This window comes from Mycobacterium sp. 1465703.0 (genome assembly GCF_001672975.1).
Classification (GTDB): Bacteria; Actinomycetota; Actinomycetes; order Mycobacteriales; family Mycobacteriaceae; genus Mycobacterium.
This window is the reverse complement of the sequence record NZ_LZKU01000287.1, coordinates 1-12,190: the sequence shown is the minus strand read 5'-3', so window position 1 is coordinate 12,190 and position 12,190 is coordinate 1. Positions and strand designations below refer to the sequence as shown.

General features: G+C 64.4%; 7 protein-coding genes and 1 pseudogene. 3 read left to right on the top strand and 5 right to left on the bottom strand.

The window, feature by feature from the left end; genetic code table 11:
- Positions 1-675, bottom strand: a 675-nt coding sequence (locus A5625_RS27215) for an aromatic ring-hydroxylating dioxygenase subunit alpha (protein WP_156748627.1), incomplete at its 3' end; no start/stop codon positions are given.
- Positions 676-777: 102 nt separating this feature from the next.
- Here A5625_RS27215 and A5625_RS27210 point away from each other — a divergent pair.
- Positions 778-1,692: pseudogene (locus A5625_RS27210) on the top strand (LysR family transcriptional regulator); the annotation flags it as partial.
- Between the two features lie 259 nt (positions 1,693-1,951).
- Here A5625_RS27210 and A5625_RS27205 read toward each other — a convergent pair.
- The gene (locus tag A5625_RS27205) at positions 1,952-3,472 is read right to left on the bottom strand and encodes an adenylate/guanylate cyclase domain-containing protein (RefSeq protein WP_067001818.1); all 1,521 of its coding nucleotides are present in this window, start codon (positions 3,470-3,472) and stop codon (positions 1,952-1,954) included.
- A 176-nt stretch (positions 3,473-3,648) separates the two neighbouring features.
- On the opposite strand from A5625_RS27205, the gene A5625_RS27200 reads away from it, so the two are divergent.
- On the top strand, positions 3,649-6,261 hold the full coding sequence (locus A5625_RS27200; protein ID WP_067001814.1) for an ATP-binding cassette domain-containing protein: 2,613 nt from the start codon (positions 3,649-3,651) through the stop codon (positions 6,259-6,261).
- Positions 6,262-6,271: 10 nt separating this feature from the next.
- Here A5625_RS27200 and A5625_RS27195 read toward each other — a convergent pair whose 3' ends face one another.
- Complete coding sequence (locus A5625_RS27195; RefSeq protein ID WP_067001811.1) at positions 6,272-9,487, bottom strand: serine/threonine-protein kinase; 3,216 nt, start codon at positions 9,485-9,487, stop codon at positions 6,272-6,274.
- Positions 9,488-9,737: 250 nt separating this feature from the next.
- On the opposite strand from A5625_RS27195, the gene A5625_RS27190 reads away from it, so the two are divergent.
- Positions 9,738-10,937 carry a glycosyltransferase gene (locus A5625_RS27190; protein WP_067001809.1) on the top strand — a complete coding sequence of 400 codons (1,200 nt, stop codon included), beginning with the start codon at positions 9,738-9,740 and terminating at the stop codon, positions 10,935-10,937.
- A 6-nt stretch (positions 10,938-10,943) separates the two neighbouring features.
- Here the strand turns inward: A5625_RS27190 and A5625_RS27185 are convergent, their stop codons facing one another.
- Entirely contained in the window at positions 10,944-11,687 is a 744-nt protein-coding gene (locus A5625_RS27185; protein WP_067001806.1) for a class I SAM-dependent methyltransferase, read from the bottom strand.
- Between the two features lie 190 nt (positions 11,688-11,877).
- On the bottom strand, positions 11,878-12,190 hold a 313-nt coding region (locus tag A5625_RS27180), incomplete at its 5' end, for an adenylate/guanylate cyclase domain-containing protein (protein ID WP_304441901.1).

Below are 12,190 nucleotides of genomic sequence, written 5' to 3'. Positions count from 1 at the left end.
CAAATACGGTCCGTGATAACTCTCGGCGAAGCTGTCGACGAAAATCTTCCAGTTGCACTGCAACTCGGCGGAGAACTTGTAGACCTGATGAGGGCCGTCGAACGGATAGCCCTCGATGCCATGCGCCAGTTCGCCGAGGAACGAACGCAGCGACTCGGTGTTGGCCGGGTTGAGGTTGATGAAGATAAAGCCTTCCCACACTTCGCACTGCACCGCCGGCACCCGGCAACTGTCGGCGTCGAAATCCAGCAGCAGGTCCTGACGGGTGGGCGCGTGGAGCGAGCCGTCCAGCTTGTACCGCCAGCCGTGGAAGCGGCAGTAGAGCAACGGCGCGCGGCCCGACACCTCCTGGAACGGATCGTCTTCCCACAACATTTTGTTGCCGCGGTGCGGACAGATGTTGTGGAAGGCCCGGATCACGTCGTCCTTGCCCCGAACGATGATGATCGACGTATTGAGAAACCTCAGCTCCCGGGTGAAGTAGCAACCCGACTTCGGTACTCGCTCAACGCGTCCGACGTAGAGCCAGGTCTTCTTGAAGACATGTTCGCGTTCCTTCTCGTAGAACGATTCGGACACGCAATCTTCAAGTGACACCGGACCCCGGCCAAGTTCGGGATATGCGTCGGTCCAGTGCCCATTCGGGGGCTTGGCGACGGCGATGGGCTGATTCATCCCCGTTTCCCTCCTACGTGGTGCGGCCGACGGTAGCAGTTGCTGATACCCCCAAGAAGGTGTACGAACGCAACACCCTGTTGCATACTTGGAACACCGCCCATGGAACAGAATCTGCCCTTTGACCTCGATGCCCTGCTGGTATTCGGCAAGGTGGTGGACTGCCGCAGCATCTCGAAGGCGGCGACGTCGCTGGGCATGCCCAAGTCAACCGTCAGCCGGAAGTTGACCAAGCTGGAATCCGACCTGGGCATCAAGCTGCTGCGAAAGAACACCCACCAGCTGACCGTCACCGATATCGGCGAGCAGATCTACGACCACGCGATGAACATCTTGACCGAGGCCAATGGTGTGCGCGCATTGGTGGAGGCCAGTAAACAGGAACCGCAGGGCGAACTGCGGGTCGCGATACCGGTAAGCCTCGGCATCGATTACGCGTCCAGGGTCGGTGCCACCTTCCTTCAGCGCTACCCTCACTCGCGTTTGGATATTCGATTGGTCGACAACATGATCGACCCGGTCAAAGACGGTTATGACGTCGTGTTTGGCCCCGGACCGCTGCAGGATTCGACGCTCATCGCGCGAAAGGTTTTCGATCTCAAGCTATTCCTATGCGCTTCAACCGATTTCGTTTCTCGGCTGCCCGAGACGCTCTCCGAACCCATACAGTTGAACAGCCTGCCGTTCATCGACTTCGGCTTCTGCGGTCCGCAGAAGCTGACGGTGACCAAACTCGGCAAACGGTACGAGCTGTCACCGCGAGTACGAGCCCGGGCCAACAACTTTCAGGTCTGCAAGGAGTACATCCTGCAGGGCCTCGGCATCGGAGCCATGCCTACCCAGATCATCTGCACCGAGGAACTGCGGGCGGGCACCATCGTGCCGATCCTGCCCGACTGGGCGGTCGAACCATTGGCCGTGCACATGATCTATCCCTTCGAGCTCTCCTTCTCGACCCTGATCAGCGCCTTCTATGACACAGCGTGTCAGATCATCGTCGAGAACATCGCCAGGAGCCAAGACCTGGAATTCGTCCAAAAGAGAGACAATCGCCTCATGCCCAGTGAACCCCCGCGCCCGAAGGCCAACCCAAAACCGCAGCGGGTGCACGTCACGCCCGAGGACTTGGAAAGGTTCGGCGACGAGGAGCAGGCACGCGAGGCGTGGGACGAGCGCCGGCTCCGCGACGAGCAACCGCCGCACCACCACTAGCCCGCCGCGCCGTGACTGGCCATAGCAGCACAGCTCATAGAACAGACTTGGACGCCGCGCAAACTCAGCGTGCGGCGGCAGCCTCCGGGCCGAGAGTGAAGACCTCCACCTTGGCCGACTTGCCCTTCAACACGTGTGATCCCCGGTCAATGAGTGTGGGCGGTCGAGACGCCAGTGCATCGACGCATGAGAGAGTGAGAAGGATCGCGTCGCCGGTGGCCTTGGTGAGTTGCTCGACGCGGGCTGCGACATTGACGGTGTCACCGATCAGCGTGAATTCGAGCTTGCCGCCACCACCTATGGTGCCGGCGATCACCACACCGGTGTTGATGCCGATCCCGATCCGGAGCGAGCCGCCGAATCGTTCATCGACGAGACGCTGAATCTGAACAGCGACGGATACCGCCGCGTCCGCGTGATGTGCGAGATCGTTCGGTGCGCCGAACACGGCGAGCGCTCCGTCGCCCAGGAACTTGTTGACATGGCCACCGGCGTCGACGACGGCGGGCACAACGATTTCAAACAGAGCATTGAGCCGGGCGACCGCGTCCTCGGCGGTGTTCGCCTCAGCGAACGGAGTGAAGTCACGAATGTCGACGAACATTACCGTCACCTCACGACGCTCACCGGTGAACACATCATCGCCCCGCTGTAGCAGCCGCGTCGCCAGGCCAGGGTCAACATAGGTGCCGAACGCTCCCTGAAGGCGTTGTCGCTCAGCCAAACCCGCCTGCATGCGATTGAATGACGCGGCCAGTGCACCCAGGTCGTCGTCCTGAACGACCGGCACCCGTTGGCCGTAGTCGCCGGCCGCAACGCGTTTGGTTCCTTCGTCGAGGTCACGTATGGGCCGCAGGGACGGTGAGAACGAGGCGCCAACGGTCATCGGAACCCCGAAGACAAGCGTGAACGCACATCCGATCAGGACGCAGGCCACGGGAACCTCGCTGGTCCGATCGAGCACAGCCGCCACCATCGCGCCCGCACTGGTGAACACAAACGCGACCGCGACCACCAACACGTCTGACCACACGGCAAATGTCGGGCGAGAGCGCGGCAGCGAATCGCCAATTGCCATGTCACCGGCGATGGCGATCCTGGCAGGTCGCAGCGCGGCTTCCGCGAAGCTGTGCACACCGATCAACTGGACGCCAGTTCCGACGGCGGCGCCCAGAATTGCGTACTGGACCAGCCGTGACCATGTCGCGCCTCCGACTACGCCGACAAGGACCAAAATCACCGCCAGGCAGACGGCATTGCTCACCACTGCTCGGACGACCGTCCGCCGAGACCAGGTGTACGTGGCTTGCAATGCCTCCGCTCGGTCGACCTCATGGCCCGCCGCGCATTGCTCCGCGATGCGAATCCCCCCGAGGCCGGGAAGAAGCGTCAGATACACAAGCACCACCACGCCGGTAGCGGTGACGGCTGCTGCCTCGAGGTAGCGGTCAGACTTCTCGAACGCCACAACGAAAAACGACGGGACAAGGTAGATCGGCAGCAAGAATTGGAAGACGATCGCCCAAAGCGCCCACGAGTACCTCGGCCCGTAGCGATCCCATATCCACTGCCAGATGCGTTCCATGCCGGAAGATTAGATATCTGCCGTCCCCGATGAGCGGAAAAGGCCGCATCTCCGCGGCCCATCTGTAAAGATCCAGGGCGGCCGACCAGATGGCGCCACTCATGGTCGAGATTGCGAATACTCCAATTAACGCGAAATAGTCAGCACTTGTTTGCTGTGCGTCCAATACTTATGCAATGAGTAGGCCCGCACCACCCGTGCTGACGGTTCAATCGGACTGGTCACAGCGCAGTTTCGCACCAGGCCATGACGTGGTCGTCGGAAGTGATCTGCGCGCCGATATGCGCGTTGCCCATCCGCTGGTCGCCCGCGCACATCTGCTGCTGCGCTTCGACCAGGGCAAGTGGATAGTGATCGACAACGGTTCCCCCTCAGGCATTTTCGTCAATGGTCAACGGGTGCGGGGCGCCGACATCCACGATGGCCAGAGCGTCAACCTCGCCCGGCCGGACGGGCCACGTCTGAAGTTCGGGATCGGACGCCACGACGGCACTGTCGGCCAACTACCACCCACGGTGGAGGCGGTCCCGGTGATCGCGCCGCCGGGCAACCCGAGGCCCGCTCGTCCAGAACCGGCATGGCGGGCCGGTGTCTCCTCTCCGCGCATCGCGCGACCGCACCCCGGCCCGCCCCGCCGTCCGCAGGCCGCGCCGCCACCGCCGTATCAGGACAACGGCCCGCGCCGCGCGGTGAACTATCCGAGCCAATCCGTGCCGACCCGCGACACCAACTCGGAACCGCAACCGGTCCCCCGGTCCGCGGTGTCACGCCAACCACTCACCGAGATCGGCGCCAAAACGCTCGAAGCCTCGGAGTTCGACAGCACCAACCTGCGGCGTGCCGTGCAGCGCTCTCGATCGAAGCTTCCAGCGCCACCCGCGGGCGCGTCCGTCATCGGCCGCGCCGACGACAGCGACATCGTCATCGCAGACGTCCTGGCCTCGCGCTACCACGCATACTTGGTCCCGAGCCCGACCGGCATGGAGATCCACGACGCGCAAAGCATCAACGGGACTTTCGTCAACGGCACCCGAATCTTGTCGGCACCCCTGACCGCGGGTGACGTGGTCACGATCGGCAACGTCGACCTGGTCTTCAACGGTGAAATCCTGCTGCGCCGCGCCGAAGCGGCTACCCGCACGGGCGGGCTAGAGGTGCGCGAGGTGGACTTCGACGTCGGTAACAAGCGGCTGATCCAAAAAGTCTCGTTGACCGCACGACCCGGCACGCTGACCGCTCTGATCGGCGGATCGGGAGCGGGGAAGAGCACGTTGTCCCGGCTGATTGCCGGAGCTACCTGCCCGAGTTCGGGCTCGATCACCTTCGAGGGACACGACATCCACGCCCAGTTCGCCTCGCTGCGCAGCCGGATCGGCATGGTGCCCCAAGACGATGTCGTGCACCGCCAGCTCACGGTGTCCCAGGCACTGAACTATGCGGCCGAATTGCGGTTGCCGCCCGACACCAGCAAGTCCGACCGCGCGCAGGTCGTGGCCCAGGTTATCGAGGAACTCGGGTTGACCAAGCACGCCGATACGCGGGTGGACAAGCTGTCCGGCGGGCAGCGTAAACGCGCCTCGGTGGCCCTCGAGTTACTCACCGGCCCTTCGCTGCTGATCCTCGACGAGCCGACGTCAGGCTTGGACCCGGCGCTGGATCTGCAGGTGATGACGATGCTGCGACAACTGGCCGACGCCGGCCGCGTCGTGCTGGTGGTGACGCACTCGTTGTCCTACCTCGATCTCTGCGACCAGGTTTTGCTGATGGCGCCCGGCGGCAAGACCGCCTACTGTGGACCGCCGGACGAAATCGAAGCCAGTATGGGAACCAGCAACTGGGCCAAGATATTTGGGATGGTGGGCGCGGATCCCGACGAAGCCAATCGCCGCTTTCTGGCCCAGGCAAAACCGCCACCGGCCGTTACCGAGGCGGAGAAGCCGGCCGATCTGGGCGCCCCGTCGCGCTCCAGCACCTGGCGTCAGTTCTTGACGATCGCGCGCCGCCAGGTGCGGCTGATCGTCGCCGACCGCGCCTACTTCATATTCCTGGCGCTGTTGCCGTTCGTGATGGGCGCGCTGGCGCTGACCGTCCCCGGTTCGACGGGATTCCATGTCGCGGACCCGAAAGGCGACGGCTCGGACGAACCCGGTTCGGTATTGATGTTGCTCACCATGGCTGCCGTCTTCATGGGCACCGCGCTGACGATCCGCGACCTCATCGGCGAACGCCCCATCTTCCGCCGCGAACAGGCCGTCGGCCTGTCGACCAAGGCCTACCTGCTCGCGAAGATGGCTGTGTTCTTCGTGTTCGCCGTCGTTCAGTCGGCGATCGCCACCACCATCACCATCCTGGGGAAGGGAGCGCCGACACAGCCGGCCCTGCTCCTCGGCAGTGCAACGCTCGAGCTCTACGTCGCCACCGCCGCGATGTGCGTGGCCGCGGCGATGGTCGGCTTGGTGCTGTCTTCACTTGCCCGCTCCAACGAGCAGATCATGCCGCTGCTGGTGGTGTCGCTCATGCTGCAGTTGGTGCTCTGCGGCGGGATGGTCCCGGTCACCGATCGGGTCGGACTCGACCAGCTGTCGTGGGCGGTGCCCTCGCGATGGGGATACGCGGCGCAGGCCTCGACGGTCGACTTGTGGACCATCGAGCCGGGCCCGCTGGCTCCGAAAGACAGCCACTTCAAACACACCGCACAAACCTGGCTGTTCGATGTCGGCATGCTGGCGCTGTTGACCATCGTGTACGCCGGATTCGTGGGCTGGCGCAGCCGGCTCAGGCGGCACTGACCCGTCGTCGCTATTTGAAATCCAAGGCCTCGACGGTCGCGACCGGGCCTTCATGGGTGGGCCGATTCGCGCCGCCAATGCAGTACACGGTGTTGCCGACGGCCGCGACCGCCTGGGCATGACGCGGCGTTGGCAGCGGTGCAAGGGTGGTCCACGTCCCCGCAGCGATGTCGTACATCTCGGCCACGCCCAGCACCTGCGTCGGCGCCTCACCGCCGACAGCCACGATTCGACCATCGATGAAGGTGGCGCCGTAACTGCCACGCGGAGTTGGCATGTCGACGCCCTTGGTCCATTCCCCGGATCGCGGGTCGAACCGTTCGAACGCCGCCGAGTTCTTGTCTGACGACAAGAACCTGCCGCCGACCGTGTAGACATACGTGCCGTCGGATACCGCCGCCAGGTGTTCGCGCGGGGTGGGCATGTTGGCCGCATCGTGCCACGAGTTGCCGTCGAACACTTCGGTCTGGGGGACGAGTTGCTTGGCGTTCTGTCCACCGACGACGACGAGTTTGTCCCCCACCACCGCGGCCGCCGGCGCAGCCCGAGCATGGGCCAGGTTCGGCAACTCCACCCACTTCCCACCGCGCAACGCGAACACCTTGGTGGACGCCTGGGCGAGGTCGCTGCTGGTGCCACCGAGCACTACCACTTCGCCGCGGTAGGTGGCGGCCGCGGCGTGGTGCAAGGGGACGGGCAACGGGGCTTGCGCTTGCCAGGCGCCGGAACGCGGGTCATAACTTTCGACCGTCTGCAATGCGACTCCATCACGCAGCCCGCCCATGATCCAGATCTTGTCGTCCAGCACCGCCCAGGCCGTCATCAATCTTGCCGTCGGTGCGTCCGGCAGTGAACGCCATTGCGCGGCCGGCTGGATCTGGCGCGCCGGTAGCTGCAGCGCTTCCGCCGAGGAGGTGGCCTGGCCGTCGCCCACCTCACTGGACCCGCCTATCGCGTACACGGACTTCCCCACCGCATCAACCGCCATGCCGTGGCGTGCAGTTGCCATGTCCGGCAAGCCATCCCACGTTTTCGTCGTCAGGTCGAGCATTGCCACGCTCTTGAGCACTTGTCCTGCTGACTGCCCACCGACCGCGACCAGCCGCCGATCGGCGATTGCCACGCCGGAGTCACTGCGCGGCTGCGGCAGGTCGGCCAACCGTGTCCAGGTTTTCGCGGCCGGGTCATACGCCTCGACGGCGGCCAGGTCGGCGTTGCCATCGGTTCCGCCGACGGTGTACACCAGCTTTCCGTCCGAGGCGGCGGCCAGCATCTTTCGCGGAGTGGGTATCGGCGCGCCAAGTGTCCAGGAATTGCCATCGAAAATCTCGCTGGTGTTCAACAACGCGCCGTTCGCATCCACGCCGCCCGTGACGATGATGCGGTCTCCCACAACCGCTGCCGCCGCTGCCGCCCGCGGCTGCAACAGATGGGGCAGCTCCACCCAGTGGCTGTTGACCACCCGCCAAACCTGGTCGCTGGCAACGGTTTGGGCACCCGCGCCGCGCCAGCCACCGAGCACGATCGGGTTTCCCTCCCAGGTCACGGCCATTGCGTGCTGGACCGGGACCGGCAGATCGTCTCCACTTTTCCAGCTGTCGATGACGGGGTCATAGCCTTCGTGGTTGGCGACCAGAGCGTGGTTGCTTCCCATTCCCCCGAAGATCCAGATCGTTCCGTCGGCTTGCGTGGTGGCCGCCGCCTGGCGCGCGATGCGGGCATTCGTTATCGGCTGCCACTTGGCCGGTGCCTGGTTGCCTGGCTGACTCGAGGCGGCCTGATCTGGCCTGTGGCCCTGGGTAAGAAGCACGTAGACGCCGCTACCCAACACCAGCACCGCCACCACGATGCCAACGGCGATCAACGCGGCCGTGACCCGGCTGCGTTTGCTCTTGGTCGGCTTCAACCACGCCACTGCCCCGGTCGCCAATCCTCGCACCTCGCGGCGGTCAGCAGAACTGGCCGGCGCGATCGCGTCGGTGAGACTGGTCTGCTCCGCAATTACTTGGGTCGGGTCAGAGGTGTTGGCGGCAGCCGGTTTCGGCGCGTCCGCAGTGAACGGAACGCGGGAGGCAGCGGGTGCTCGACCGGACTGCTGTCGGCCGGCAGGCAGCGACTGCGTAACCGGTGGCCCGGCTTGGTTGCGCTCGTTCAACGGGTTGAGCAGTGAGGTGGCACTTTCCGAGTCGGCGATCCGTGCACGCGGTGTGGCAATCCTTGGCGGTCTGGAAAACGAGGTCTTTCCGCTGCGTCCGCCCGGCGGAATGGTGCGCGCCTCGAATACGCCCGCCGAGGGGCTGACCGTGCGCCCCGAACCGCCACTGACCGCAGTAATCGCCATGGAATCGGGCTTTAAACCGTTGCGGCGCAGGCTCTCCTGCAACCCGCGGCCGAACTCCGCGGCTGACGCCGGCCGCTCAGCCGGGTCGAACGCCATCGCTTGCTCGATGGCCGAACACACCGCGTCCGGAATCCTATTGGGACGCAGGTCCGGAACCCGCGTCGCACTGATCCGGCTGTACTGCGCAAGCAGATCTTCGCCACTGCGACGCTCGTATGCGGCATTGCCCGCGATAAGCGCATAGACCGTGGCGCCTAGCGAGTAGACGTCGGTGTCGACCGTCGCCGGACTGCCTGTCATCACCTCGGGCGCGAGATAATCGACTGTGCCGGAGAACAATCCGGCCGCGGTCTCATATCCCCCAGCGACGTGCGCCGTCCCGAAATCCGTCAGTTGCGGTTCGCCGTAGTCGTTGACGAGCACGTTCGCAGGCTTGATGTCGCGATGCAAAGTACCGGTCAGGTGCGCGGTTTCCAGCGCCCCGCATAACTTCACACCGATCCGCGCGGCTTCGGGCCAGGCAATCGGCCCCTCTCGCTGCATGCGTAGGGCCAGCGAACCCGCGGCGCAGTACGACATCACAATGTAAGGCCGGCCGCCGGCGGTGACGCCCACTCGCAAAATGTTGACGATGTTCGGATGCCCGGAGAGCCCGCCCATGGCGTAGCCCTCACGCAGAAATCGCTCGCGACTCTCGTCGTCGATAAATGCCGGCAACACCTTGATGGCGACATTGCGCCCTAGCGCAGTCTCGCGACAGCAATAGACTACCCCGGCGGCGCCTCGAGCGATTTGGCGAGCATTGTCGAATCCAGCAGCAGCTAACTCCGCGACAATGTCGCTCGGTCCCGTCCCCCGTGCGCGGGCCTTGGGTCCTTCAGCCATTTCTTGGCCTCAACTTGCCAGGCGATAGATAAATCGACTTAAGGGTAGCGAAGATGCGCTCATCCGCTCACCGGTTCCGGCGAGGATCATTTTCAGACAGGAGGCTGACGGCCTCGCTCGTGTTCGCTCCTCACCTGTGTCGCCGATGTCGGCCCATTCTCCTGGCGCGCGGGCCCGAAACGACAAATGTTCGCTTTGCCGACATCGGACCGGACTGCGCACCCACGTCGCCACAAGTTAAGGTGCGCCGATGAGATTTGCGCTGGCAACCTTGGGAACTCGGGGTGACGTCGAGCCATGCGCCGCCATCGGTCGGGAGCTGCAGAATCGAGGTCACGATGTCCGCATGGCGGTCCCGCCGAACTATCTTGACTTCGTCGAGTCGGCGGGGCTAGCTGCGGTCGAACACGGACCGGACCAGACAGCGCAGAACGCGGCCATCGCCCGCAAATACGGGAACACGCCGAACCCTGTCAGCATGGCGTGGGAGATCTTCAACGATCTCAACCAACTCTGGCCGAAGCTGGGAACTGCGCTCGCCTCGCTGGCAGATGGGGCCGATCTGCTGTTGACAGATGCAAGCGAACAGGGACTGGCCGCCAATGTTGCGGAATACCACGACATTCCGGTGGCCGCGCTGCACATTTACCCGATTGAGCCGGGCGAGGCCGGTACGCACATAACCAAGGAGGCCGGAGACGCCCAACGCCGAACACTTGGCCTGCCAGAGCAAGCAAGTCCGGCGCGGCGACCACCGCTGGAGATCCAGGCCTACGACGAGCTCTTCTTCCCCGGACTCGCGGCCCAGTGGGCGAAAAGCGATACCCGGCGCCCCTTTGTTGGCGGCCTGACGCTGGAGTTACCCACAGTCGTCGACGAGGAGATTTCGTCGTGGATTGCCGCGGGTACTCCGCCAATCTATTTCGGCTTTGGTAGTAGCGCGCGGGTGGCGTCCCCCGACGAGGTGATCGCAATGCTCAGCGCGGCTTGCGCGCAGTTGGGCGAGCGGGGGTTGATTTGCAGCGGCGTGAGTGATCTGGCGCAAATCCCGGATTCTGACCACATCAAGGTGGTGAGCGCGGTGAATCACTCGGAGGTCTTTCCTGCCTGTCGCGCCGTCGTCCACCACGGCGGTCCCGGCACAACGTTCGCAGGTATCCGGGCCGGAGTCCCCACACTGGCCCTTGCCGTGTCGGTCGATCAGCCGATGTGGGCGGCTGCGGTCAACCACCTGGGAGTCGGGATCGGGCGGGCCTTCTTCGAGACCACCCTGAATTCGCTGATCGCGGATCTGCGGTCCATCCTCACCCCACACTGCGTCACCCGAACCCGTGAGGTCGCCGCCCAGATGACAACCCCCGCCGAAAGCGCTGCCATCGCCGCCGATCTCTTGGAGGAGGCGGTCCGCCTGGGGCCGGTGACTGATCGGCGGACGCGGGCCGCGGACTAATCGCGGCTATTCCGCAACGCCCGGCTGAGCGGTCGAGTGATGAAGTTGCTTGGCCGAGACGCTCTGATACGACGGCAACGTGAAATCGGGGAAGGCGCAGATGTCGCGGCGATCGCGGACCCGCTCCAACCAGTAACTCTGATCAGCGGCTGACGTGCAGGCGTAGATCTTCATATACGTTGCCGCGAAGGGGAACAACGTGCCATTGCCGACGGCCTGCCAGAGGGCTGCGGCCACGCCGGGAGTTTCGACGCCTCGATAATCATCCATCGCGATCACGCCTCGCTCGGCGGTGTGCGTCACGGCGAGATTGATGTCCTGTGCGACGCACCGGTAGCTGTGACAACCGTCGATGTGAGTGAAGCGGAGCAGCCGATCGCCGAGGTCCAGCTCTGATGATTCGCAGACCTCAAGCGTTGGCCGGCGAGTGTGGAACCGATCCCAGTTCGCCAGGAACTGCTGCTGATCCAGCCCCGAATATTGCTGGCTGGAGATCGGCGCGATGTCGGCGTGATCCGTCACTGCGCCGAACAAATCGCAGATCACCAGTTCTTCGTCGTCGCGGACGCCGTAGCCCATCAGAATGGCCGACTTGCCCTGATAGGTGCCGATCTCCAACATGTCGCCCCTTATCCCCTCGGCCGTCTGGCAGGCGAGCAGGGTGCTGAAGAGTTCGACATCGGCCTCGAAGAACCAGCCGTCGACCTGGTCCATCTGCTCGGCGTAGAGCGTCCATAGCGGATCGGTCATGAGCCACTCCTGAGCATGAACGCCTCCAGGGCGGTCGGCGGGTCGGCGATTCGCGCATCCACGCAGGCATGAAGGCTGACGTTTGAGATTTGCGCTGTCCAATGTGGCGGGCAAGCTTGGGCGAAGCGTATCAATTCTGCGTCCAGGCGCAATCGATGCACTGTTGGCGCCCTGGCCCAGGCCCGCGCCGTCAGCCGTCGATGGCGAACAGCCCCCACTCGCCCGCTACACCCTTGAGCGCGTGCTCGCCGCGAGCGGAAAAGCTGAGGCCCGACCCGGCGACCAGGTCGACGACGATACGTGAGACGAGCACCTCGCCCGGCTCGGCCGCTGCTGCCACCCGCGCGGCGATATGGACGGCGATGCCGCTGATGTCGTCGTCGCGCAGCTCGACCTCGCCGGTGTGTACGCCCGCCCTTACCTCGAGGCCAAGGCTGCGCAGCACGTCGCGGATCGCCATGGCACACCGGATCGCGCGGGCGGGTCCGTCGAACCGGGCGAGG

Coding starts and splice junctions, on each gene's coding strand:
- A5625_RS27205 (WP_067001818.1), bottom strand. CDS start 3,472: ATGGAACGCATCTGGCAGTGGATATGGGATCGCTACGGGCCGAGGTAC.
- A5625_RS27200 (WP_067001814.1), top strand. CDS start 3,649: ATGAGTAGGCCCGCACCACCCGTGCTGACGGTTCAATCGGACTGGTCA.
- A5625_RS27195 (WP_067001811.1), bottom strand. CDS start 9,487: ATGGCTGAAGGACCCAAGGCCCGCGCACGGGGGACGGGACCGAGCGAC.
- A5625_RS27190 (WP_067001809.1), top strand. CDS start 9,738: ATGAGATTTGCGCTGGCAACCTTGGGAACTCGGGGTGACGTCGAGCCA.
- A5625_RS27185 (WP_067001806.1), bottom strand. CDS start 11,687: ATGACCGATCCGCTATGGACGCTCTACGCCGAGCAGATGGACCAGGTC.